Annotated in this window: 20 protein-coding genes; 7 read left to right on the forward strand and 13 right to left on the reverse strand. The window is 32.5% G+C overall.

The window, feature by feature from the left end; translation table 11 throughout:
• Positions 1 to 86: 86 nt before the first annotated feature.
• From glsA to AAYQ05_RS20295, 3 genes are all read right to left on the reverse strand, one after another.
• Positions 87 to 1,097: a glutaminase A gene (gene glsA, locus AAYQ05_RS20285; RefSeq protein ID WP_343545099.1), complete on the reverse strand. Its 1,011-nt coding sequence runs from the start codon at positions 1,095 to 1,097 to the stop codon at positions 87 to 89.
• A gap of 58 nt (positions 1,098 to 1,155) precedes the next feature.
• A complete protein-coding gene (locus tag AAYQ05_RS20290) occupies positions 1,156 to 1,941 on the reverse strand; it encodes a DNA/RNA non-specific endonuclease (RefSeq protein WP_343545100.1) in 786 nt (261 codons plus the stop codon).
• Between the two features lie 93 nt (positions 1,942 to 2,034).
• Positions 2,035 to 4,218, reverse strand: a complete 2,184-nt coding sequence (locus AAYQ05_RS20295) for a carboxy terminal-processing peptidase (RefSeq protein ID WP_177211147.1) — start codon at positions 4,216 to 4,218, stop codon at positions 2,035 to 2,037.
• 212 nt (positions 4,219 to 4,430) lie between these two features.
• On the opposite strand from AAYQ05_RS20295, the gene surE reads away from it, so the two are divergent.
• The 5 genes from surE (at position 4,431) to AAYQ05_RS20320 (ending at position 9,230) form a co-directional block, all read left to right on the forward strand.
• A complete protein-coding gene (gene surE, locus AAYQ05_RS20300; RefSeq protein ID WP_278019697.1) occupies positions 4,431 to 5,210 on the forward strand; it encodes a 5'/3'-nucleotidase SurE in 780 nt (259 codons plus the stop codon).
• Complete coding sequence (locus tag AAYQ05_RS20305; RefSeq protein WP_177211148.1) at positions 5,203 to 5,472, forward strand: hypothetical protein; 270 nt, start codon at positions 5,203 to 5,205, stop codon at positions 5,470 to 5,472. Before surE ends, AAYQ05_RS20305 begins: the two co-directional genes overlap by 8 nt.
• A 63-nt stretch (positions 5,473 to 5,535) precedes the next feature.
• The gene (gene lpxB, locus AAYQ05_RS20310; protein ID WP_343545101.1) at positions 5,536 to 6,657 is read left to right on the forward strand and encodes a lipid-A-disaccharide synthase; all 1,122 of its coding nucleotides are present in this window, start codon (positions 5,536 to 5,538) and stop codon (positions 6,655 to 6,657) included.
• Between the two features lie 6 nt (positions 6,658 to 6,663).
• Positions 6,664 to 7,149, forward strand: coding sequence for a C40 family peptidase (locus tag AAYQ05_RS20315; RefSeq protein WP_343545102.1), 486 nt, complete (start codon positions 6,664 to 6,666; stop codon positions 7,147 to 7,149).
• 50 nt (positions 7,150 to 7,199) lie between these two features.
• Positions 7,200 to 9,230: a ComEC/Rec2 family competence protein gene (locus AAYQ05_RS20320; protein ID WP_343545103.1), complete on the forward strand. Its 2,031-nt coding sequence runs from the start codon at positions 7,200 to 7,202 to the stop codon at positions 9,228 to 9,230.
• 4 nt (positions 9,231 to 9,234) lie between these two features.
• On the opposite strand, the gene AAYQ05_RS20325 is transcribed toward AAYQ05_RS20320, so the two are convergent.
• The 6 genes from AAYQ05_RS20325 to AAYQ05_RS20350 form a co-directional block, all read right to left on the reverse strand.
• The gene (locus tag AAYQ05_RS20325) at positions 9,235 to 9,684 is read right to left on the reverse strand and encodes a thioredoxin family protein (RefSeq protein ID WP_343545104.1); all 450 of its coding nucleotides are present in this window, start codon (positions 9,682 to 9,684) and stop codon (positions 9,235 to 9,237) included.
• Positions 9,685 to 9,946: 262 nt separating this feature from the next.
• Positions 9,947 to 10,399, reverse strand: coding sequence for a thioredoxin domain-containing protein (locus AAYQ05_RS20330; protein WP_281634664.1), 453 nt, complete (start codon positions 10,397 to 10,399; stop codon positions 9,947 to 9,949).
• Positions 10,400 to 10,613: 214 nt separating this feature from the next.
• Positions 10,614 to 11,081, reverse strand: coding sequence for a thioredoxin family protein (locus tag AAYQ05_RS20335; protein ID WP_343545105.1), 468 nt, complete (start codon positions 11,079 to 11,081; stop codon positions 10,614 to 10,616).
• Between the two features lie 47 nt (positions 11,082 to 11,128).
• Positions 11,129 to 12,613: a peptide MFS transporter gene (locus AAYQ05_RS20340; protein WP_281634663.1), complete on the reverse strand. Its 1,485-nt coding sequence runs from the start codon at positions 12,611 to 12,613 to the stop codon at positions 11,129 to 11,131.
• A 3-nt stretch (positions 12,614 to 12,616) separates the two neighbouring features.
• A complete protein-coding gene (locus tag AAYQ05_RS20345; RefSeq protein ID WP_343545106.1) occupies positions 12,617 to 14,293 on the reverse strand; it encodes a peptide MFS transporter in 1,677 nt (558 codons plus the stop codon).
• Between the two features lie 38 nt (positions 14,294 to 14,331).
• Complete coding sequence (locus AAYQ05_RS20350; RefSeq protein WP_343545107.1) at positions 14,332 to 16,503, reverse strand: S9 family peptidase; 2,172 nt, start codon at positions 16,501 to 16,503, stop codon at positions 14,332 to 14,334.
• Positions 16,504 to 16,683: 180 nt separating this feature from the next.
• On the opposite strand from AAYQ05_RS20350, the gene AAYQ05_RS20355 reads away from it, so the two are divergent.
• Complete coding sequence (locus tag AAYQ05_RS20355; protein WP_343545108.1) at positions 16,684 to 17,997, forward strand: hydroxymethylglutaryl-CoA reductase, degradative; 1,314 nt, start codon at positions 16,684 to 16,686, stop codon at positions 17,995 to 17,997.
• Positions 17,998 to 18,092: 95 nt separating this feature from the next.
• Complete coding sequence (locus AAYQ05_RS20360; RefSeq protein WP_343545109.1) at positions 18,093 to 19,001, forward strand: GYDIA family GHMP kinase; 909 nt, start codon at positions 18,093 to 18,095, stop codon at positions 18,999 to 19,001.
• A gap of 18 nt (positions 19,002 to 19,019) precedes the next feature.
• Here AAYQ05_RS20360 and AAYQ05_RS20365 read toward each other — a convergent pair whose 3' ends face one another.
• From AAYQ05_RS20365 to lptC, 4 genes are all read right to left on the reverse strand, one after another.
• The gene (locus AAYQ05_RS20365; protein WP_343545110.1) at positions 19,020 to 19,460 is read right to left on the reverse strand and encodes a hypothetical protein; all 441 of its coding nucleotides are present in this window, start codon (positions 19,458 to 19,460) and stop codon (positions 19,020 to 19,022) included.
• 259 nt (positions 19,461 to 19,719) lie between these two features.
• Positions 19,720 to 21,819, reverse strand: coding sequence for a peptidylprolyl isomerase (locus tag AAYQ05_RS20370; RefSeq protein WP_343545111.1), 2,100 nt, complete (start codon positions 21,817 to 21,819; stop codon positions 19,720 to 19,722).
• A 107-nt stretch (positions 21,820 to 21,926) separates the two neighbouring features.
• Complete coding sequence (locus tag AAYQ05_RS20375) at positions 21,927 to 23,183, reverse strand: hemolysin family protein (protein ID WP_343545112.1); 1,257 nt, start codon at positions 23,181 to 23,183, stop codon at positions 21,927 to 21,929.
• 202 nt (positions 23,184 to 23,385) lie between these two features.
• Complete coding sequence (lptC, locus tag AAYQ05_RS20380; protein WP_343545113.1) at positions 23,386 to 23,943, reverse strand: LPS export ABC transporter periplasmic protein LptC; 558 nt, start codon at positions 23,941 to 23,943, stop codon at positions 23,386 to 23,388.
• Positions 23,944 to 23,991: the final 48 nt, after the last annotated feature.

Consider the following 23,991-nt stretch of genomic DNA (forward strand, 5'->3'; position numbering starts at 1 on the left):
AAAACCAGCCAAGAAAACCTGACTGGTTAATATAAATTTTTATTGTAAAATCTGTCAATCTATTTTAGGACGACTCAATATAAAACCTACTTAGGTTCAATCCAATAAGGATTCTCTTTAAGTTTTTCTACAACATATTGAATAACTTTCTGAGCTTTTAAACTATTTCCAGATTCATCTAATGGCGGCGAAATAACAGCAATTCCAAATTTACCAGGACATATCGCCAGCATTCCTCCTCCTACACCACTTTTTGCTGGAAGTCCCGAATTAAAAAGCCAAATTCCAGAATTGTCATATAGCCCCGCAGTTGCCATTACAGGTAAAGTATACATTACAGTTGCCTGACTAACCACCTTATTTTTTGTAATAGGATTAACGCCTCCATTTGCCAATGTGGCCGCCATCGTAGCAAGATCCTTTACATTTACATTCAATGCACATTGTTTAGTATAAATGTCTGTTGCTTGTACTGGATCAAAATACATTCTATTATAAGCCAATAACAAATGTGCAATAGCTTGATTTCTCAAATTATCACCAGCTTCACTTATATAGACAGGACGATTCATAGAAAGCTGCCTTCCGGCAAAGTCGCTCTGAACTTTCTGGATTTCTTTCCATTTTGCTACAGAATCATTACCTCGAATAAGACTTGTAGTTGCAATCGCTCCAGGATTTACGAGAGGATTTATTTTATCGCCTTTATGCATTTCTACTGCAACAATAGAATTAAATGGCAATCCAGTGGCATTTACGCCTACTTTGTCTTGCAAAAACTGCGGCCCTTCTTGTTCAATTACTTTTGCCATCGTAAATACTTTCGATATACTTTGAATTGAAACCATTGATGTTATATCTCCTTTTGTATAGACAGCTCCTTCTGAAGTAACAATTGCAATACCAAAAATATTAGGATCAACATTGGCTAGTTCTTTAATATAGTCAGCATTTTTTCCTTCTTTTAAATCTTTAAATTTATTAAAGGCCTCGTTAAGCGTATTTTCTATATTTTGTTTATTCAGTATTGTTTGGCTATAGCCGTGGTTTATGATAAAAGCAATCATTAAACCAGCAAAAATCAATTGCTTGTTCATTTTAAAAAAAGGCATTCTTATTTCTATTCTAGATTAATTATAGGTAAACAGTATTTAATTAAAAATCTTTACTGCTTTTTAAGTTTTTAAGATTTGGAAAGAAATCAATTCCAGTCATTTTTTCTAAAGTTTCGATTGGAACAACAAAATCATAAATGGATTTATCACTTTTTTCATTTGGTACTAAGAAAGCAATTGCCTTATGATCTTTTCCTGATTTAGCTAAAACAATTTTATAAAAATATTTAGGAACCGCAACTTTCTCTGTTCCAATTTTTTTATCCGAATCTTTCGCAATTCCACCAGTTACGACATAAATATCATTGTATTTTCCTGCCCAATAGCGAGTCTTCTGCTCGATTCTATTCCAAATTCCTGCATTAAATTCTTTTTTCTGTGGAGAAATATTCGACGTATAAAAAGTATCATTATATGCATCTTTATTGAACTCCATATCACCAGCAGGACAAAGATGCCCTTTATCATAACCTGATTTTTTATAATTTCTCCAATCAGCCGAACCTGTTGTTACTTTTGGATCTTCTATAAAATAAGGTCTTTTGTAATCATTGTTTTTTAAATACTCCTTTTTCAATTCGTAAGCAACCCACTCTGCCTGTTCAAACTTTTCATTATAAGAAAGCGTGTAATATTGGTGCTTTACAATCTGTTTAGTTGTCGAAGTCGGGAGATAAGCAATTGTGTATAAAGAATCTTTGTGAGTAGAAATCCCTTTAAAAGAAACCACTTCATTACCATTTATCTCTTCCTTAATTTGCGCATTTTCTTTTTTACATGATAACAATGCAAAACTCAGCAAAATTAAACCTACACAACCTTTCATATTTCTATTTTTAAAAGCGAACTTACAAAAAAAAACGCTCCATAAATTCAAAATTTATAGAGCGTTTTTAAACAAATTAAATTCTTCTCGAACTTAAGACTTCACTAGTTTGTCCTTTTTCATTTTAGGATTAACTGTAGTTTTTACCAAACTTTTTGTTTGCAAATCATCTAATACATTTAAAGCCTCTTCTACATAAACATCTTTAGATAATGCTTGGTGCCATGCGTCTCTTTTTTCTTTTAAAGAAGCATCAGCTTTCATTTCTTCTTCTTCATAAGGAAGTGATGTAAAAATCAGATCGTTTTTGTAATCAGAAATTGGCTTATATTTTTTTCCTTCGTTTTCAACTTGTTCCTGAGTCTCTTTAAAACTCTTAATATTCAAGCTATAAACGTTTTCTTTATTTTTAACATCAATCCATTTTGCATTATCATCAATTAATTTAAACTGAGGATTTTGTGCAATTCTGTTTCTACTGTTATTGATTGCTTTAGAAAAATTCTCATTAGAAGTCCATGTGCTGTAATCAGCTGGATCAATTTTATCCCAAGGCATTGCATTATCAATATCTCGCTCGCCCATTTTAAGGTAAGCATAACGATCTGGCATTACAACATCGCTATGAACTCCTTCAAGCTGAGTAGAACCACCGTTTATTCTGTAAAACTTCTGTCCTGTAATTTTCAATGCACCAAGATCTCCATAATTTGCATTACGCACAAATTGATTCAAATCTAGTACATTTTGAACAGTTCCTTTTCCGTAAGTCTGTTTACTTCCGATAATTACACCACGTTTGTAATCCTGAATTGCCGCTGCTAAAATCTCAGATGCCGAAGCAGAAAAACTGTTTACCATGATAACCAATGGACCATCCCATTCGATTTTTTTGTCTTTATCGTATAAAACTTCTTTCTTTTTACCAGCAGATTTTACCTGAACGATTGGTCCGTCTTCGATAAATAAACCTGCAATATCAACCACTGTAGAAAGAGATCCTCCACCATCATCACGAACGTCTAAAACAATACCGTTAACGTTTGCTTGTTTCAATCTTTCTACTTCACGAGCAATATCTTTTCCTGCATCACGTCCGTCTTTATTTTCAAAATCGATATAGAACTTAGGAAGATAAATTACGCCGTATTTCAAACCATTTTTCTCAACAACACTAGACTTAGCATATGTTTCTTCAATTTCAACAACATCTCTAATAATAGAAATCACTTTGATAGAACCGTCAACTTTCTTAACTGTCAGTTTTACTTCGGTTCCTTTGTGACCTTTAATTTTTTTCACAACATCATCCAAACGCATTCCAACAACATCTACCGGCTCTTCGTTTCCTTGAGCCACTTTTAAGATTAAATCTCCAGCTTCAAGCTGTTTTCCTTTCCAAGCTGGACCTCCAGAAATCAATTCATCTATTTGAGTAAAATCGTTTTTCTTAGTCAAACGAGCTCCGATACCTTCAAGTTTTCCACTGATATTTACATCAAAACGATCTTTTTCTTCTGGTGCAAAATAACTTGTGTGTGGGTCAAAACGAGCCATAATAGAGTTTAAATACACAGAAAACCAGTAGTCTCTATTCAAATCCTTAATTACGCTAAAATTATCATCTAGAGATTTTAAAGAGCTTTCACGAGTTTCTTTTTCTAAAGTTTCAAAAGATTTTTCTTTGTAAGCTGGATCTTTTTTCTTCTTTTCTTCTTCAATTTTTTGTTTTGTAACTAAAGAAGAAAGAGTAGATAATTTAATCTGTTTTCTCCATCTTTCATTAATCTCATTTAAATTCTTTGCATACGGGATTTTCTCATAATCCGCATCAAAAGTCTCATCTACATTATAGTTAAATGGCTGACTTAAAATCGTTTTATAACGTTTTTTACTTTCTTCCATACGCTTCATTAACCTTGTATAAGTAAGGTTAAAAAACGTAATATCTTTATTTAAAAACTGATCATCCAACATTAATTCATACTGTTTGAACTCATCAATATCAGACTGAAGAAAGAACCTTTTTGAAGGGTCTAAAGCATCAATATAATCCTTAAAAATACCTTTTGAAAACTCATCATTTATTTCTGCTGGACTATAATGTCCTTTTTCAATAACAAATGCTAATAATTCTAAAAGTGTCTTGTCTCTGTTCGGATCTGGGTCGATTGTCCTATCGGCATTCATCTTAAATGCAAATAATGTAAGCGATAAGCACAATACGGCTATGAGTATCTTATAATTTCTTTTCATAAACTTTATAATAGCATTCATCAATTTTTTTATCTAAGTTACGTTAAAAACTATGCCACGAGAGCTAACGCTTCGATAATTTTTTGTTAAAGATATAAAAATGTTTAATTCGTAAAAAAGTTCTTTACCTTAGTTGACAAATTTTACAGTATTTGTGACTTATCGCAAATAATTGTGATTAATTTTGTTCTTAAAATCTTACAATTGTTAAAACTACACATAATATTTATTAAATGAAAGCTGAGAAACCACTTATATTAGTAACTAACGATGATGGTATTTTGGCTCCCGGAATTAGAGCCCTAATTAGCGTTATGGAAACAATAGGCGATGTCATTGTTGTTGCGCCAGACAAACCTCAAAGTGCAATGGGACACGCAATCACAGTCAACAATACTTTGTTTATAGATAAAATTTCAAAAGACGATGACACAATTGCAGAATACAGCTGTTCTGGAACTCCTGTAGATTGCGTCAAATTGGCCGTAAACGAAATCTTGAAACGCAAACCCGATTTATGTGTTTCTGGAATAAATCACGGATCGAATTCTTCGATCAATGTCATTTATTCTGGAACCATGAGTGCTGCTGTCGAAGCTGGAATAGAAGGCATCCAAGCAATAGGATTTTCTCTTTTAGATTTTGACTGGAATGCAGATTTTGAGCCTATAAAATCTTTTGTAAAAAAAATCACTTTAGAAACTTTGGCTAACAAACTCCCCCCTGGAGTGGTTTTAAACGTTAATTTCCCTAAATTAAAGGAATCTGAAATTAAAGGCATTAAAGTTTGCCGTCAAGCGAAAGCGTATTATGCGCAGAAATTTGACAAAAGACAAACTCCATTCGGGAAAGATTATTACTGGCTTGCGGGCAAATTTGTAAACGAAGATAAAGGTGAAGATACCGATGAATGGGCCTTGGCAAACGGATATATTTCGGTAGTTCCGGTACAATTTGACTTGACTGCCCACCACTCTATTCAGCAACTTAATACTTGGAAATTAAATGACTAAAGAAATACTGATCGGTTTTATAATCGGAATTTTTACGGCTCTTTTAGGAAGTTATCTCTTCATCACTTTTTTTACCACATTTGACATTTCACAAGGATTTCAAATGATACGAGAATACGGATATCTTGGAAAAATAATTACCATAGGAACACTTTTAGATCTTGGCGTATTTGCTATTCTTTTAAAGAGAAACAAAGAATATATGGCTCGAGGGGTAATTTTAGCTGTGATTGTATTGGCAATTTCTACATTAGTTATTTAAATCTTATCTTTGCTAAGTTCCCTTTAACGGTTACAACTTTAGCACATTTACAAAAAAACCAACATGAAATATTACATAATTGCAGGAGAAGCCTCTGGAGATTTACACGGTTCAAATTTAATGAAAGCATTATATGTTGAAGACCCAGAAGCAGAAATTAGATTTTGGGGCGGAGACTTAATGCAAAAAGCAGGCGGAACTCTGGTAAAGCATTATCGCGATCTAGCATTTATGGGCTTTATTGAAGTGGTTTTCAATTTAAAAACCATTTTGAACAATATCAAAATCTGTAAAAAAGACATCACAGAATTTAAACCAGACGTGATTATTTTTATTGATTATCCTGGTTTTAATATGCGAATTGCAAAATGGGCAAAAGAATTAGGCTATAAAACACACTATTATATTTCTCCTCAAATTTGGGCTTGGAAAGAAAACAGAATTAAAGCCATCAAACAAGATGTCGATAAGATGTTTGTGATTTTGCCTTTTGAGAAAAGCTTCTACGAAGACAAGCATCATTTTCCTGTAGATTTTGTTGGACATCCGCTTATTGATGCCATTCAGAATCAGCCTGCTTTTGATGAAGCTTTATTTAGAAAAGAAAACAATCTAGGTAAAAAACCAATCATTGCTGTTCTGCCAGGAAGCCGTAAACAGGAAATTACAAAAATGTTAAGCGTGATGTTGAGCGTTGTAGATGATTTTCAGGATTACGAATTTGTTATTGCGGGCGCTCCAAGTCAAGAATATGAATTCTATCAGCAATTCTTAAAAAACAAAAACATCGCATTTGTTTCAAATAAAACGTACGATTTGCTTCGTTCTTCGACAGCTGCGTTAGTAACTTCTGGAACTGCAACTCTTGAAACAGCACTTTTTAAAGTACCAGAAGTGGTTTGTTATAAAGGAAGTGAAGTTTCTTATCAGATTGCAAAACGAATTATCACCTTAAAATACATTTCTCTAGTCAATTTAATTATGGATCAAGAAGTGGTAACTGAATTAATTCAAGGAGATTGCAACAAAAAACGAATTAAAGAAGAGCTTCAAAAATTATTAGAGCCTAGTCATCGCAATAAAGTGCTACAAAATTACGATATATTAGAACAAAAACTTGGCGGAGTTGGCGCGAGTAAAAACACAGCAAAACTCATTGTCGCCGATTTAAAACAAACTAATTAATCTATTTTGAAAAGAATACTGCTTTTTCTGCTTTTAGCAATTGCTTTTACTTCTTGTAAATCAACCTCTTCGGTTACAAACAAAAATGAATCTAAAAGGGAAAACAGAACTTTAGTAAATAGTCTAGTTGAAAAAGCTACTGACAATATTGGTGTTCGATATAAAGCGGGAGGCACCACAAAAAGCGGATTTGATTGTTCTGGATTGGTTTATACTACTTTTGAAAGCGAAAGCATCAATCTTCCGAGAAGTTCTTATGAGCAGGCAAAAATTGGAAAAGTAATTCCGTTGAGCGATGCAAAAAAAGGCGATTTAATTTTCTTTAAAACCAACAAAAGCAGACAAATTAATCATGTTGGATTAATTACAGAAGTCAATTCTGATGAAGTAAAATTTGTTCATTCTTCGACTTCAAAAGGAGTAATTATTTCCTCTACCAAAGAACCTTATTACAAAAACTCTTTTGAACAGGTTAACAGAGTAATTCCTTAAAAAGAATATCTTTTACTATTTTTCTTACAAATATTTAATACTTTTATGCCATGAAAGTATTAGATTTTCCGTTAGTAAAAATTACGTCAGCCTTTATAATCGGCATAATTGCTTCGTATTATCTTCATTTTTCCATCTCGCTGGTTTCCATTTTTGTCTCGATTAGTTTTATAGCATTTTCTGGAGTTTTCATTTGGAATTTAAAACGCAATAAGAAATCGAAATTATTCGGAATTTTGAGTTACATTTTATCTTTCTACATTGGAGCATTAACACTTTTATGCCATACACAAAGTCTTCAGAAAAATAATTATACACACTGTCAAATTGCTTTTAAGAATCCGCAATCTATCACATTAATCTTAAGAGAAAAATTAAAAAGCAACGATTTTAGCGATCGATACCTTGGCCTCATAAAAACAATCTCAGGTAAAGCATATTCAGGAAAAGTAATTGTAAACGTTCAAAAAGATAGTACCCAAAATACTTTATTGATAGGAAATAGCATTAAACTTGAAACTGTACTTCAGCAAAATAAACCAAACAAAAATCCAAACCAGTTTGATTATAGCAGGTATTTGGCAGACAAACAAATCTACGCACAGATTTATTGCCAGAAGAAAGAAATTCTGGTTAGCAAAACGATTCAAAAAGACATTTGGCACTACTGTGCAAAATTGCATTCCAGAATAATATCCAATCTCGAAAAATCAAAATTCAACAAAGCTGAAATGAATGTTGCCTTGGCTCTAATTTTAGGACAGCAACAGGAGATTTCACAAGATATTATTCAGGATTATCAATATTCTGGAGCAACGCATATATTATCTGTTTCAGGGCTCCATGTAGGCTTTATAATGCTTTTCATCACTTTTATCCTTAAACCTATTCCAAACACCAGAAAAGGCTCTTTCTTTAAATTGGCATCAATCTTAATTTCATTGGTCGGTTTTGCTATAATTTCTGGTTTATCTCCTTCGGTTTTAAGATCTGTAGTTATGTTCTCATTTGTTGCAATCGGAAATCATTTACGTACAAATGGCAATATCTATCATACTTTATTAGTTTCTATTTTATTGATATTACTTTTTGAACCCTATTTTTTATTTGATGTTGGTTTTCAATTAAGTTATATCGCCTTATTCTTTATTCTTTGGCTACATCCTATTTTAAAAAACCTTTATAAACCAAAGAACAAATTGACAGTTTATATTTGGGAGGCTTTGACCGTTTCTTTTGCGGCACAAATTGGTACTTTGCCTTTATGCCTTTACTATTTTCACCAATTTCCAGGTCTCTTTTTTGTCACTAACATCATTATCCTTCCCGTTTTATCTTTTATTATGATTGCAGGAATAGTAGTTATGATTATCGCCATTTTTACAAGTCCACCGTTATTCATAACATTGATTTTTGAAAAAAGCATTTATCTTTTAAACTTAATGATTCATGCTGTAGCATCTGTCGATTCATTTGTTATTAGAGATATCCGTTTCAACTTCTATCATTTATGGGCATTCTCACTCTTTACAATTGGCTCAATAATCTGGATTAAAAAACCAAACTACAACAAATTGATATTGGTATTTGTCTCAATCATTACGATCCAAATTTCTTTTATTCTAACTAAAATCGAAACTGAAAACAAAGAAGAATTAATTGTTTACAATGAAAAAAGCAATACAATTATTTCTGAACGTTTAGGAAGAAACATTACACTTTATACCCGAGATACAATTCAGAAGAACATCAATACAAGAACTATAAATTCTTATCTCGTTGGAAATTCAATTGCTCTGTCTAAAATCAAAGAGATTAAAAACGTGCTTTACTTTAAAAACAACAAAATTCTAATAATTGACAGTGCTAAAGTTGTTCCTGAAAAAATTCACCCAGATATTTTAATCCTTACTCAGGCTTCAAAATTAAATCTAGATCGAGCACTGGAAAATATTCATCCAAAAGTTGTTATTGCAGATGGTTCAAATTCTAATTCGATTCAGAAATACTGGAAAAAAAGCTGTCTTAAAAAAAACATCCCTTTTCATTCAACAAAAGAAAAGGGATATTATCAACTATAATTTTTTATTCTGGATTTAAAATCGAATTAGATTCAGAAATCCAATTCTTAACTCCAGAAGCTTTATAAGCAATAAGTCCCAGTTTATTAAAATTGGTTTTTCCTTTCCTGACCGCGACTTCAGAGAAACATACTTGGGGAATATCTTCTATACCAAAAGCATTCTTTAATCTTAAATTTTGCTCTTTAGCAGTTTCAGATGCAGTAGGATCAGAAAGGTCAAGTTTTAACAAAATAACGTTTTTACGCGCCCATTCCTCAAAATCGCGAGTAGAGAAAATTTCATTCTGCAACTGAGGATTAACACCTTGAGCAGTAAAAAAAATCAATAGAGGTTTTCTTTTTTCAGCGCTCACAGCCACAGCATCATTAATGTCTGTTTTCCATATTACATTTTGAGAATTCATGTAAAACGGACTTAAAAACAGCAATAGGATAAGTAATTTTTTAGGCATATAATTGGGGTTTTGGTAGGTTAATACAACTAAATTAATACAAAAACACAATCCTATAAAAAATTTAAGCTATTAAAAATCAACCTTTAAGCATTAAAATGAAATTGATAATAAAAAGGTTGTTTTTTAACAAATGTAAAATAAACACTCCTCGAAATAATCAAATTCTTTACATCTTATTTTTAGATCAAAAAAAATCCCTCTCTGCATGAAACAGAAAGGGACTAAAAAAATTAAAATAAAAGTCGAATGAAATCGTTTACTATTCTGCTGGATGTAAAATTGCATTAGATTCTGCAATCCACGCTTTTGCTCCTCCAGGTTTGTAGGCTATTTTTCCTAAAGCACTAAATGTAGTTTTGTTTTTTCTTACTGATGCCATTGCAAAACATACTTCTGGAAGATCCTGAACTCCAAATGCATTTTTCAATTTTACGTTTTGCTCGCGATCACTATCTGAAGCATTCATATCAGATAAATCTAATTTTACTAAGACCACGTTGTCTCGTGACCACACAGCAAAATCAGGTGTTTTAAAGATTTCATTTTGAAGATTTTCTGGTACACCTGAGGCAGTGAATAAAATCAACATTGGTTTTTTCTGGTCATTACTTATAGCAATAGCATCTGTCATGTTTGTTCTCCATGCTAAGTTTTGTGCTTGCATCATAAATGAACCTAAAAAAAACAGTAGGATAAGTAATTTTTTAGTCATATAAATTGGTTTTGGTTAGATTAGCAAGACGAAATTAACATTATATTTTAGTTATCCAAATTTTATTAGCACAAAAAATACATTATGTGTTTTTTTAGATATAATAAAATAAATAATACTCAATTTACTAGAGTTTTCTAAAGAGCTTTTCCTACTAAACAAAAAAAAATCTCTTGCAAAGCAAGAGATCTTTTCATTATCTTTTAATTAAAAACTACATTTTCTTCGGATGCACTATTTCTTCCGCAACAGTTAACCATGCTGACGGCCCGCCGGCAACATATCCTGTTTTACCAAGACCTTTAAAGTTTACCCTACCATCTTTTGTTTCTGCACTAGTAAAGAAAACCGTCGGAAACCCTTGAATTCCAAAAGCTTGTTGCAATTCGTTATTCTGACTTTTAAGCTCTGGTGTCTGAGGAACGGATCTAGGATAATCTAACTCAACTAAAACCACATTGTCTGTTGCCCATTTTTTAAACTCAGCAGTCTTTAAAACTTCATTTTGTAAACGAATACACCATCCGCACCAATCACTGCCTGTAAAAAACATCAGCATAGGCTTCTGCTCTTTATTGCTCACAGTAATTGCTTCTCTAACATCTGTATACCATTTTAATTCTTGTGCCTGTAGATTAGCAGCACCAATTAAAAACAAAGCAATAAGTACTATTTTTTTCATAATGGGAAATTTTTCACAAATTTATGCAAAAAGTTATTACAACATAATTATTTAACTTCTTGCATTAATTTTCTAATTAACGGGGTAAAAACAATTAAAACAACTCCAGCAATTAAAGAATATAGTGCTAATTGATAATATCCGTCTGTATAAGCAATAAGTTTAGACATTAATGTAGTTCCAGTATTGGCATCAGATATTTCAGCTCCTAATTTCCCAGCAGCAAACTGACCAAATGCACTTGATAGGAACCATAATCCCATCATCATTCCAAATAATCTTTTAGGCGATAATTTTGTAATTACCGACATTCCGATTGGACCAATACACAACTCTCCAAGCGTATATACAAGATATCCTAAAGCAAAAACATCTAGAGAACTTAATCCGTCTGCATCAACAAAAAATCTAGCAGAATAAAAAATGAAGAAACCTGCCGCAAGCAAAACAAATGATAAACCGAACTTAATAACAGTATTAGGCTCAATTTTTCGTTTAGCCATAAATATCCATAACAATCCTACCAACGGGCTAAAAATAACAACATACAATGAGTTGATACTATTATTTACCACATTTGGATCAATATTAAAAAACAGCAATTTGTTAGATAAATTATCTTTTGCAAACAATGACAATGAACCTCCAGATTGTTCCGAAATTGCCATAAACATAAAGTATCCAAAAATAAACACAAATGCAGCCAAAAGTTTTCGCTGCTGTTTTCCATCTTTTAGCATTATCAATTCATATGCAAAGTACCCTAATGCCACTATTCCCATAGTATACATAAAGTACTCTGTAAAATCAGAATTGATAACCATTATATAAACTAATGGTATTACAACAAAAGAACCAACATATACCGCAATTTCGTAAAGATTACGTTTTTTAGGCGCTTGATTTTCTAATGGAGAATTTCCAATTGGCGCTAAATGTTTTTTCGTTAAAAGAAAAGTAATAACTCCAATTACCATAACAATTGCTGCAGAAAGAAAGCAAAGACTCCAAGAATAGTTCTTTCCTAAATAAATAGGAATTGCTCCACCAAGCATTCCACCTATATTAATTCCCGCATAAAACAATCCATAACCAGCATCACGACGGCCGTCGTTTTCATGATACAACTCACCTACCATCGAAGAAACGTTTGGTTTAAAAAAACCTGTTCCAATAATAGAAAGTGTTATTCCGTAGTAAAAGAAATCATGCGGAGAAGCTGCAATAAGCAAGTTCCCAAGAATCATGACAATTCCTCCAAAAAGAAGCGATTTCTTAAATCCTAAAATTTTATCAGCAAAAATTCCACCAATAAAAGTAAATGCATATACAAAAGCTTGAATTGCTCCATATTGCAAATTTGCTTTTCCTTCCACTAGACCTAATTGGTCTACCATAAAAAAAGCCAGAACCCCACGCATTCCGTAGAAACAAAAACGTTCCCACATTTCAACCAAAAACAAGTACCACAATTGTTTTGGGTACTTGCCTTTAAAATTTTGAATTTCTTCTAAAGTAATATTGTTTTCCATTTTTTATCTAACACCGTGCATTAATTTTTTCAAGAGTGGTGTTAAAGCAAACAATAAAATTGCTGCAATACCAGTTAGCACAACAAATACCATAAAGAATTCATATAAATTATGGATTTCAAATCCTGCAAAAATTGGGTTTTGAGCACTAATTTGATGGTGATCCAATAAAGATAATTGCTCTGCCGATAACGTTACTTTTTTATCTAAAACCGCTTGAAGATCGATTCCTAATTCTTTTGCTTTTGCAAATTTATCACCAGTTGCAGGCAAGATAGAACCCAAAGTTCCTCCTAAAGCATATCCTGATGCATTAGATAAAAAGAATACTCCGTATAATAATGATGCAAAACGTTTTGGAGATAATTTACCAACCAAAGACAAACCAATTGGAGATAAACACAATTCAGCACATGTATTTAAGAAATATAATAAGATTAACCATTTAACTAGCAATAAACCAGAAGTTCCGATATAAGAAACCTGAGTAGCAATCATAAAGAAACTCACAGAAATTATGACTAGACCAACTGCTAATTTTACCGGAGAGATCGGCTCTTTTCCTTTAGCTCTTAAAGTATCCCAAAGAATACTGAAAGGAACTGCTAAAACCACAACAAACATTCCGTTAAAAATCTGAACCATCGATGGCGGCATTGCCCAACCAAAGAAATGTCTGTCTGTTTGGTTATCTGCAATAAAAGTTAAAGATGAACCTGCTTGCTCAAACGCCGCCCAGAAGAAGATAATAAAGAACGACACGATATAGATTACAATAATTCTATCTCTTTCAACTTTAGTCAAAGAAGTATCAGATATAATTAATCCTGCTAAAGCTAAACCACTTGAATAAATTAAAGTATAAATTAAGTTCTGACCTACAACATAATGAAAAAAGAATCCTAAAGCGATAAACGCAACTCCTGCAACTGCCAAAGCCTTATTAGAAAAGTTTGCTTTTTGCGCTTCTCCTTCTTCAAAATCTGAAGCATCATTTTTAGAAGGAAGTCCTCCTAATGGTTTTCCTTCCGGAGAAACTACATATTTATTTTTCAGGAAATAGAAAAGGACTGTCCCTAACAACATTGCAACAGAAGCCGCCAAGAATCCCCATCTAAAAGCATGAATATCTCTAATTCCTCCTGCATCTTTAACATCTCCTAACAAAGGACAGATAGACTGGCCTAAAAATGCTCCGATGTTAATTCCCATATAGAAAATAGTAAAAGCACTATCTAATTTGGTTTTTTCTTGTTTTGGATATAAACTTCCAACCATACTAGAAATGTTTGGCTTGAAGAATCCATTACCAAAAACAATTACTCCTAACGCAGAGTACATGATAATTTTTGCTAAACCTAAATTAGATCCAAAAACGCTTCCGCTCGTAAACAAAAGCAATTGTCCTATTGCCATCAATAATCCTCCTAATAAGATACAATTTCTGTTTCCTAAATATCGGTCAGCAACAAAACCACCTAACATTGGTGTCAAATAACAAAGTCCAAGAAAACCTCCATAAATTAATGACGCCTCCTCTTCTTTCATCAATAATGAATTCACAAGAAATAAAGTCAATAAAGCTCGCATTCCATAAAAATTGAACCGCTCCCACATCTCCGTTCCAAACAATACCCAAAGTCCTTTTGGATGCGCAGTTTTCACTTGATTTTCTCCCATATTATTCGTTTATTTAATTAGGTTAAATTATTTTTAGATTATAAATTTTCTTTGATAAAGTTGGTCATTTTAGTATAAAGCTGAACTCTTGTTTTCCCGCCATAAATGCCATGATCTTTATCTGGATAAATTTGAGAATCAAATTGTTTATTTGCCTGAATTAAAGCTTCCATCATTTGCATTGTGTTTTGAACATGAACATTGTCATCTCCAGAACCGTGAATCAACAAAAACTTTCCTTTTAATTTATCGACGTGATTGATTGGAGAGTTTTGATCATATCCGCTTGCATTTTCTTGCGGAGTCTGCATATATCTTTCTGTATAAACACTGTCATAAAATCTCCAGTTTGTAACTGGCGCAACAGCAATTGCCATTTTAAACACATCATTTCCTTGGAAAATACAGTTAGAAGCCATAAATCCACCGTAGCTCCATCCGAAGATTCCAATTCTTGAAGCATCAACATAAGGATAAGCACCAATTACTTTTGCCGCATCGATTTGATCTTCAACTTCGTATTTTCCTAATTCTTTTTGAGTCACTTTTTTGAAATCAGCTCCTTTAAAACCAGTCCCTCGTCCGTCAACACAAGCTACGATATAACCTTGTTGTGTTAAAGAAAGGAACCAGTAATCATTAGAATTATTCCACTGATTTGCCACCTGCTGAGATCCTGGTCCTGAATATTGGAACATGAAAACAGGATATTTTTTTGAAGGATCAAAATCTTTTGGTTTTAAAATCCATGCATTCAATTCATTTCCTTTTGCTGTTTTTAAAACAAAATATTCTTTTGAAGGAAGATTATACGCTTTCAATTTATCTGCAAGAGCCTGATTGTTTTCGATAACCTGAATTTCTTTTCCAGTTTTAGCCTCGTTTAAAGTATACGTTGTAGGCTGTGTATTACTTGAGAAAGTTGTAATAAAGTATTGGAAGTTTGGACTAAAAGTTGCTGCACTTGTTCCTGTTTTTGAAGACAAACGCACTTTATTTTTTCCGTCTAAACCAATTCTGTAAAGATCTCTATTGATAGAACCATTTTCTGTAGACTGATAGAAAATAGTTTTTGTTTTTTCGTCGAAACCGTAGTATGAAACCACTTCCCAGTTTCCTTTTGTAACTTGATTTTTAAGCTTTCCGTTTTTATCATATACATAAATATGATTAAATCCGTCTTTTTCGCTTGTCCAGATAAAACTGTTGTCTTTTAAGAACGTCAAATTATCATTGATATCTACATACGCTTTATCTTTTTCATTTAAAACTACTTTTGCAGTTGCTGTATTTCCATCAATAAACAATAAATCTAAATTATCTTGGTGACGGTTTAAAACCTGTGCCGAAAGTACATTTGCATCATTTGTCCATTGCATTCTTGCAATATAGAAATCATTATATTTTCCTAAATCTACTTTTTTTGTTGCTCCCGCAGCTACATCATAGATATGCAATGATACTTCAGAATTTTTTTCTCCAGCTTTAGGATATTTAAAAGTCTCAATTTTAGGATATAGATCTTTATGGAAGATTGACATTGAAAACTCAGGAACCTGGCTTTCGTCAAAACGGATGTAAGCTACTTTTTTACTGTCTTTACTCCAGTCGAAAGCACGAACAAATGCAAACTCTTCTTCATAAACCCAATCAGTAATACCATTTATAACAGCATTTTTCTTCCCGTCTGTTGTAATAGCCGTAGATTTTTTTGATGCTACGTCGTACACATATAAGTTATTTTCTTTTGCGTAAGCGATTTTTGTTCCGTCAGGTGAAAATGTTGGTTCTTGAATTTGAAAATCAACAAGTTTAGTCAGAGATTTTGCTGCAATATCATAAAGGAAATAATCTGCAGTAAAAGAGTGACGGAAGATTTTAGAAGAATTACAAGCAATTAAGATCTTTTTTTCAGAAGCATCAAAAGTGTAGCTATCAATTCCGCCTGCAAGTTCTTTGAAGTTTTTAGTATCGATAAGATTTGATACTTTTTTCAGGGTAGCAAAATCGTATAAATCAATCTGCATACTTCTGCTCGCCTGATCAACATTTAAAACAGTATATTGATTTGTATTTTTCAGCGATTGTAGTTCATCCATTCCTTTTGCCCGGAAAGTACCGCTAAAAACATTTTCGACAGTTATTTTCTGCTGTCCAAAAACAACCGCAGTTAAGAATAAAAGTACTGCAGTAAATTTGCTTGTATTCATTAGAATTATTTTAAATATAAAAAGAGCCCAATTTTAGTAAAAAAAATAAACATAATACACATTTTAAGTGTTAAATGTTAAAAAAAATAACGATTGCGTACTTTCATGTCTGAAATAGATTGCAATCAAAACTCTTAAAATAGTATCTTTGCCACAACATTATTATTTAATACATTGAGAATGAACAACGCTGTTGCCGGATTTTCTAAATTATCCAAAAAAGAAAAAATTAATTGGATTGCAAATGAATATTTTTCAAATCCTGAAGAGGCACAAAATATTATAAGAAATTACTGGAATTCAGACGAAAAGCTTCAGCAGCTTCATGATGAATTTATAGAAAACACCATTACAAACCTTTATATCCCACTTGGAGTTGCACCTAACTTTTTGATCAACGGAAAATACAAAACCATTCCGATGGCAATTGAAGAAAGTTCTGTAGTAGCAGCAGCTTCAAAAGCAGCAAAATACTGGTCAACAAGAGGTGGTTTTAAAGCTACAATTATCGATACCGAAAAAATTGGTCAGGTTCATTTTACTTATAGCGGAGACGCAGAAAAATTAAATAACTTTTTTGACCAGATAAAACCAAAATTCTTCTCAGAAACGCAAAGCATTACCAAAAATATGCAACAACGTGGCGGAGGAATTTTAGACATCAAACTAAAAGACAAAAGAAGTTTACTAGAAAACTACTATCAGCTTCATGCTACTTTTGAAACCAAAGATAGTATGGGCGCCAATTTCATCAATTCTTGTCTGGAGCAATTTGCTACAACTTTAAAAGAAGAAGCTCAAAATTCTGATTTATGCCAAAATGGAGAAAAGTTAGAAGTTATCATGAGCATTCTTTCTAACTATGTTCCGCATTGTCTTGTTAGAGCTGAAGTTTCTTGCCCAATTGAAGATTTAGCAGAAAAACACATAACCAATCCGCAAGAATTTGCAGAACGTTTTGTTCAAGCAGTTCAAATTGCGGAAATAGAACCTTTTAGAGCGGTTACACATAACAAAGGTATCATGAATGGCGTAGATGCTGTCATTCTAGCAACCGGAAATGATTTTAGAGCTGTAGAAGCTGGTGTACATGCTTATGCTGCCAAAAATGGCCAGTACGCAAGTTTATCGCATGCGAAAATAGAAGATGGAATTTTCACTTTTTGGCTTGAAATTCCGCTTGCAGTTGGTACCGTTGGCGGTTTAACCTCTTTGCATCCTTTAGTAAAACTGTGTTTGGAAATTTTAGAAAAACCATCTGCTCCAGAATTAATGGAAATTGTTGCTGTCGCTGGTTTAGCGCAAAATTTCGCCGCATTGCGTTCGTTAACCACAACAGGAATTCAGGAAGGACACATGAAAATGCACCTTAACAATATTATAAATCAATTTGAAGCTACCGATGAAGAACGTCATTTAATTAAAGCGCACTTCAAAAAAACAGCCGTTTCTCACAGTGCTGTGGTAGAATTTATTGAGAATTTAAGAAAATAATTAGAAGCTAATCCCGCTATCCGTTTCAATCTTTTGCTTTTTTAAAGAAAAAAAGCAAAAGGATTTCCACTGCTATCGGGGCTAAAAAATAAACCATGAAGAATACCTTTTACAGTAACGGAAAACTTTTTATTGCTGGAGAATATCTAGTTTTGGATGGAGCAGATGCATTTGCGCTACCAACAAAATTTGGTCAGGATTTAGTAATTGAAGACTCAGAAGACAAACAAATTGAATGGAAAAGCTACGATTACGATAAACACTTGTGGTTTGAAGAAACTATTTCATTTGACGAAGTTGTAAAAGGTTCAGACTCTCACATTGACACTGTAAAATCAACTTTAGTTAACATTTTACACGAAGCGTATATTTTAAATCCAAAATTTATCGATAATGCTAACGGATATAAAGTAAGCACACATTTGAGTTTTCCAAAAAATTGGGGACTAGGAACTTCTTCGACTCTTATCAATAATATTGCACAGTGGACTGAAATCAATGCTTTCACCCTACTAAAAAACAGTTTCGGCGGAAGTGGTTACGATATTGCATGCGCACAAAATAATACGCCTATTTTATACCGTATAAAAGATAATTTCGTACAACAAGTTGAATTTAATCCAGATTTTACACAACACCTTTATTTTGTGTATTTGAATAAAAAACAAAACAGCAAATCTGCCATATTCTCCTACAACAACCACAAAGGCAATCATTTAGCAGCTAGTGTTGCAGAAAACAATAAAATCACAAATGAAATTCTTCACGCCAAAACATTAAAAGAATTTGCGTCGGCGATTCAGAAACACGAAATTCATTTAAGTAAAGTGTTAGAAATGCAGACCATAAAAGAGGCTATTTTTCCTGATTTTAATGGTGTAATAAAAAGTTTGGGAGCTTGGGGAGGCGACTTTATTCTGGTAGTTTCTAAAGAAAATCCGAAAGAATATTTCTCCAATAAAGGCTACGAGACAATTTTAACTTATGAAGAAATGATATTATAATTCATTTCAAAAAAGCTATTAGTTTGCTTTTTTATTGTTTTTAACTTCTTTTGTCTCCAAACGGCGAACCGATTTGTCTTGTTCATTTGACTCTATAAGTCTATTATGCAAACGTTCTGCCATTTTTTCGATGCTATTGGTAATCGAATCGTAAACTACTTCCATTCTACGGTGTTTCTCTTCTTTTACAGCTCTTAAAACATCTTCGACAAAAACTTTATCATATTTTTCAGCAACAGAATCATGTGTATTTGTCAATCTAATCACATAGTCATTGCTTAAAATGGTTACTTTAAAATGTTGCTCTTCATTACTCAAATAATATTTTCCACCCAATTCATCAACATTGATGTCGGTGCTGCTCACTTTTAAAAGCTCTGTAATAATACCATAGATGTGGCTCTCTATTTTGGTATATACTCTCGGCTTCTTTTTAAAAATTTTAAAAGTAAAAAACATTAAATAGGCGATTTGTTTATTAGCTCATTATTCTTCTTTACTCTATTTCCTCGCAAAAGCTAAAAATATGTTAAAGTAAAAATCGAGCAAATTAACTGTAATAATTTGAAAATCACAAGTTTTTTAAATTAAATTTCGATAATCCCTATATACTTTAAGAAAATTAACACAAAGTAGATTTTCTTAATTTTATATAAAAAAAAAGAAACCCGAAACATTAATATGTTACGGGTTTCTTTTTATGATAAATTACTTTTAATTAGTAATTAAATTGTAATCTGTTATCTTCAATTTTAGCATTGTTTTTTAACGCTGGCAATACTCTGTTTACATCAGATGCGCTTTGAGCTTTTACTTTCTCTACGTAAGCTGCGTGATTAGCAATTGCTGGAGCTTTTACTGTCTTAACGTTTTTAACTACATAAACACCGGTATTTCCTTCAATTGGAGCAGAGATTTTATTTGCTGCTAATGCAAATGCATTACCTACTACTCTTGGCTCTTGTCCAACTCCACCAGGTAAAACTGGATTATCAAGAGTTACATCTGCAGCTTGCTGAACAGCAACTCCAGCAGCTTTAGCAATAGCCTCAAGGCTTGAACCTTGCATTTTTGCTTTTAACAATTCTGCTTTTTTCTTGTTTTTCAAGATTGGCTCCACATAAGGTCTTGCCATATCAACAGAAACTAAACCTGATTTGTTTTCACCTTTATATTGTGCGATAACGTGTCCGATGTTTGCAATTTCGAAACGTTTTACATCACCTTTACTTGTTTCTTTATCAAAAGCCCATCTTACAATGTTACGTTGGTTTCCTAGTGGTCCAAACGCTTCATCCATAGCTTTTGCATTAACAGCTGGAGCAACTTTTAATCCTAATTCTTTTGCTGCAGCATTGAAGTCTTTATCAGCAGCATCCATTTCAAATTTAGTTGCTAATGTAAATACTTTATCAGAAGTAGCTTCAGATGGCTCAATTTTTTGAGCAATTGTAGCTAAACGAATTCCGTCTTGTTTGTCTGTAATTTTGATTACGTGAAATCCGAAAGGAGTTTCTACTAAACCAACTTTACCAATTCCGTTGCTGAATACAAAATCGTTGAAAGGTTTTACCATTTGGTTTGGCCCAAAATATCCTAAGTCACCACCTTGCTGTGCAGATGAATCATCAGAACTTGTAAAAGCTAACATCATAAAACTATCTGGATTAGCTTGAACTTGTGCTAAAATTTCTTCAGCTTTAGCTTTAGCTTCTTCTTTAGTTCTTTTTTCTTTTTGGTTTGGAGTTTGAGATCCTTCGTAACCAATTAAGATATGACTAGCTTTTGCATTAACTCCAGGTTTAAATCCTTGAGATTTAGAAATTGCATAGTATCTTCCGTAAACATATGGCCCGTAGATTGCTCCAGCAGGTAAGCTGAATAGTTTGTCAGCATCGACTGCTGGCAATGCATTTTTAGGAACATAAGTAGAATCGTAAGGAACATCAGAATTTGCATTTACAAATTCAGCAATGTTTGTAGCATTTTTAAATCCTGGCAATGTATCGTTTTTACCAGTTTTTGCATTGTAAACAACACTTCCTGATAATAGCGCAGTTAATTTAGCTTTAATTTCAGCCTCATCTTCTTTAGATGCTTTATCTTCAACTAAAACGTATTGAATTTCGCGAGTTGCATCTGCTTTGAATTTTTTCTCGTTTTTCTTCATGTAAGCTACGATCTCATCATCAGAGATTTTTACTTCGCTATCTTTAATAGAAGAATAAGGAGCTGCTGCAAAAGCAAAGCTTACTTTATTAGCTTCCATTTCATACTTTAATTTTCCTTCACTAGCAGTTGTGTAAAGACCTGATTTAATTAAAGTATTATAGATTTGAAATTTTGCATTCAATTCAGCATCTTTCTCTTTTTGAGAGATGTATTGTGCCGCTTCTGGGTTTGATTTAAAATAATCTTTGAACTTAACAACATCAAACATTCCTGCTGCGTTTAAGAACATTGGGTTTTTACCAATATTTGGATCTGATTTTAAAACCTCTAAAATGTGTTTTTCACCAACTCTCAATCCTAATTTATCAAACTGTGATGATAATAAAGCGATTGAAACTTCTTGATCCCAAACTCTGTTTGCAGCTTCAGTGGAAGTTATTCCTTGTCCACTTTTTTCAACATTACTAACTTTAATTCTAAAGTCTTCAAATGAAATATCTTTTCCATCGATGCTTCCTACATCTTTTGAACTTTGACCGAATGTTCCTCTTGTAAATAGATCTTGTATTATAAATGCAAATAATGCAAGTGCAATAACTCCTATCAATAAAGCGGAACGCTGTCTAATTTTTGCTAAAACTGCCATTTTATTATCGTTAATTTTATATTCAGTTTGCGAAAATACAATTATCTAGTTAATAACAATACAACTAGCGTTTTATTTTCAACATTTTTTTTCATTAATTTAAAAAATCACTCTTTAATTGTCATTTTGACTAGTTCTATTTTCTTATTTGAAGCCTCTTCAATAGAAAAATGAAACTTATCTATTACAATTTTATCTCCTTTTTGTGGGATTTCTTTAGTGTGATTTACAATAAAACCCCCTAATGTGCCATAAGAATCTTCTTCTGGAATCATTAATTTATAGGTTTCGTTCAAATACTCAACGTCTAATCTGGTAGAAAACAAATACTTCCCTTCTCCTAATTCTTCTTCTATTAATTCTTCATCCAAATCGTGCTCATCTTCAATTTCTCCAAAAAGCTCTTCGACAATATCTTCAATTGTAATAATTCCAGAAGTTCCTCCATATTCATCTAAAACAACTGCAATATTTTTTCGTTTTTTGATCAATAAATTCAGGACGTCCTTAATCAAAATTGTTTCTGGCACAAATTCAACTGTCATTAAAACCGACTTTATCGTTGCTGGCTTTTTAAACAAATCAAACGAATGAACATATCCAACAATATCATCTAGTGAATTCTGGCTTATAATAATCTTTGAATATCCCGTTTCAATAAACAAAGCTCTAAGATCATCAACAGTATCAAAAAGATCAATATCTACAATTTCTGTACGAGGTGTCATAATATCACGCGCCTTTACACCCGAGAATTCTAATGCATTCTGAAAAATCTGAATTTCAGAATCAACCTCTTCATCTTCTTCAACAGTACTCATTTGTTCTGTTATATAATTCCCTAACTCTATACGGCTAAACAAATGGATTTGATTTCCTTCTGTTTTAAAGAATTTACTTAACACAAAATCTGCAATCCAAATGAAGAAAGTAGAGATATAATAGCATAATCGATAGAACAGATAAGCTGGAAGCGCCAGAATTTTAATTAAAGAATTGGCATAAATTTGAAAAAACACCTTAGGAAAAAACTCCGAAGTAAGCAAAACCACAAATGTGGCAAGAAGTGTCTGAATAAGTATATTCCACCAATCAGAAAAAATCAATCCAAAATAAGCCATCCAGCTTAAAATAAGATCGCCCATAAAAAAGCCATAAATCACCAAAGCCACATTGTTGCCAATAAGCATGGCAGCAATAAATTTGGATGGATTTTCGGTTAGCTTGGTTAAGATTCGAGACAGGAAATCATCTTGTTTCTTTTCGATTTCAAGATAAATTTTGTTGGCGGATGTAAAAGCAATTTCCATCCCAGAAAAAAAGGCAGCTAGTATTAAACATATTATTATAATACTAATTTCCATTTTTTATTGTTTTTTGTTTCGGTCGTTGTGCCTATTAAGAAATCTTCTTCTGAAGAAAAACATAAAAATAGCCATCCCTGCAATCACAAAATAGAAAGGATAGCTCTCATCACCCTCATTTAGTTTTACAATACCATCATAAGTAAAGAAAACTGCAAAAAGGATGTAAACGTATTGTGTATATTTTAAATAACCCATAATATTATAATTCTTCGTTCGATTCAATTTCACCACTTATTCGCTGCGAATTGATCACTTTAAAATCTTTGCTAAAATCTATTCCCTGACCATAGGAAACTCCTTTTGTATCGGTCAATTTAAATTTTCTTTCCGTATAAAACCATTCGTTTTTCTGATCGAAATACAACTGTTCTGTTTCCAAAACTTGTCCCGCTTCTGAAGTGATTTTTACCTTTCCTATTAAATCAATAATCCCAGTATTCTTATAAGAAACTGCGTAATTACCTCTTATAAAGGTACGTTTTTGCTTTTTATCATATAATGTAACATCGATTCCTTTAGGAAATTCTGTAAAAGGAAAATCGAGATTTGAATAATCTAACATTTTTGGACTTATCAAAACTCCTGTAATGCGTCCAGAATCTGTATATTTAATATTTACAGTATCAGCATCGCTGGCAGGAACAAATTCCGAGAAGTTAATTTTCTGAACTTCTTTAAAATTACTTTCGCATCCAAAAAATAGTGTCACAGTAAAAACTGTGACAGCTATGAGACTATATCTTTTTGGTAAATTCATTTGCCAAATGTAGTAAATTGTAATGAGCTTCGAAAAGATAATATGTTT

The organism is Flavobacterium movens, from assembly GCF_039581425.1.
In the GTDB taxonomy this organism is placed as follows: domain Bacteria; phylum Bacteroidota; class Bacteroidia; order Flavobacteriales; family Flavobacteriaceae; genus Flavobacterium; species Flavobacterium luteolum.

Excerpts from the sequence above, each read along its gene's own strand:
- glsA (WP_343545099.1), bottom strand. The coding sequence starts at position 1,097 with ATGAACAAGCAATTGATTTTTGCTGGTTTAATGATTGCTTTTATCATA.
- AAYQ05_RS20290 (WP_343545100.1), bottom strand. The coding sequence starts at position 1,941 with ATGAAAGGTTGTGTAGGTTTAATTTTGCTGAGTTTTGCATTGTTATCA.
- AAYQ05_RS20295 (WP_177211147.1), bottom strand. The coding sequence starts at position 4,218 with ATGAATGCTATTATAAAGTTTATGAAAAGAAATTATAAGATACTCATA.
- surE (WP_278019697.1), top strand. The coding sequence starts at position 4,431 with ATGAAAGCTGAGAAACCACTTATATTAGTAACTAACGATGATGGTATT.
- AAYQ05_RS20305 (WP_177211148.1), top strand. The coding sequence starts at position 5,203 with ATGACTAAAGAAATACTGATCGGTTTTATAATCGGAATTTTTACGGCT.
- lpxB (WP_343545101.1), top strand. The coding sequence starts at position 5,536 with ATGAAATATTACATAATTGCAGGAGAAGCCTCTGGAGATTTACACGGT.
- AAYQ05_RS20320 (WP_343545103.1), top strand. The coding sequence starts at position 7,200 with ATGAAAGTATTAGATTTTCCGTTAGTAAAAATTACGTCAGCCTTTATA.
- AAYQ05_RS20325 (WP_343545104.1), bottom strand. The coding sequence starts at position 9,684 with ATGCCTAAAAAATTACTTATCCTATTGCTGTTTTTAAGTCCGTTTTAC.
- AAYQ05_RS20330 (WP_281634664.1), bottom strand. The coding sequence starts at position 10,399 with ATGACTAAAAAATTACTTATCCTACTGTTTTTTTTAGGTTCATTTATG.
- AAYQ05_RS20335 (WP_343545105.1), bottom strand. The coding sequence starts at position 11,081 with ATGAAAAAAATAGTACTTATTGCTTTGTTTTTAATTGGTGCTGCTAAT.
- AAYQ05_RS20340 (WP_281634663.1), bottom strand. The coding sequence starts at position 12,613 with ATGGAAAACAATATTACTTTAGAAGAAATTCAAAATTTTAAAGGCAAG.
- AAYQ05_RS20345 (WP_343545106.1), bottom strand. The coding sequence starts at position 14,293 with ATGGGAGAAAATCAAGTGAAAACTGCGCATCCAAAAGGACTTTGGGTA.
- AAYQ05_RS20350 (WP_343545107.1), bottom strand. The coding sequence starts at position 16,503 with ATGAATACAAGCAAATTTACTGCAGTACTTTTATTCTTAACTGCGGTT.
- AAYQ05_RS20355 (WP_343545108.1), top strand. The coding sequence starts at position 16,684 with ATGAACAACGCTGTTGCCGGATTTTCTAAATTATCCAAAAAAGAAAAA.
- AAYQ05_RS20360 (WP_343545109.1), top strand. The coding sequence starts at position 18,093 with ATGAAGAATACCTTTTACAGTAACGGAAAACTTTTTATTGCTGGAGAA.
- AAYQ05_RS20365 (WP_343545110.1), bottom strand. The coding sequence starts at position 19,460 with ATGTTTTTTACTTTTAAAATTTTTAAAAAGAAGCCGAGAGTATATACC.
- AAYQ05_RS20370 (WP_343545111.1), bottom strand. The coding sequence starts at position 21,819 with ATGGCAGTTTTAGCAAAAATTAGACAGCGTTCCGCTTTATTGATAGGA.
- AAYQ05_RS20375 (WP_343545112.1), bottom strand. The coding sequence starts at position 23,183 with ATGGAAATTAGTATTATAATAATATGTTTAATACTAGCTGCCTTTTTT.
- lptC (WP_343545113.1), bottom strand. The coding sequence starts at position 23,943 with ATGAATTTACCAAAAAGATATAGTCTCATAGCTGTCACAGTTTTTACT.